The following is a 342-nucleotide window of genomic DNA, read 5'->3' as shown; positions in this document are numbered from 1 at the left end:
GCACGAGATCAAATATGACGGCTTCCGGGTTCAGCTTATCCTCGACTGGGCCGGCGCTCGTGCCTTCACGAGGAACGAGCACGACTGGTCGCGGCGGTTCTGGCCGGTGGTCGACGCGGCCGAGAAGCTGAAGGCCAAGTCGTTCATCCTCGACGGCGAGATGATCGCCCCTGAGCCTGACGGGCGGCCGAACTTCCTGCAGATGCATTCCCGCATGGCGTGGAATGCCGAACTGCTGGCCTATGTCGCCTTCGACATCCTGTATCTGGACGGCGAGGATCTTCGCGCCGTGCCCCTGATTGAGCGCAAGGCCAAGCTCTGGCAGCTGGTGAAGCCGGCGAC

Annotated in this window: 1 pseudogene; it reads left to right on the top strand. The window is 63.5% G+C overall.

Annotated features, from left to right (window positions below):
- Window positions 1-342: pseudogene (locus EN869_RS33815) on the top strand (DNA ligase); the annotation flags it as partial.

The sequence above is a fragment of the Mesorhizobium sp. M2D.F.Ca.ET.226.01.1.1 genome, assembly GCF_004022705.2.
Classification (GTDB): Bacteria; Pseudomonadota; Alphaproteobacteria; order Rhizobiales; family Rhizobiaceae; genus Mesorhizobium.
This window is presented reverse-complemented; position numbering and strand designations above follow the sequence as displayed.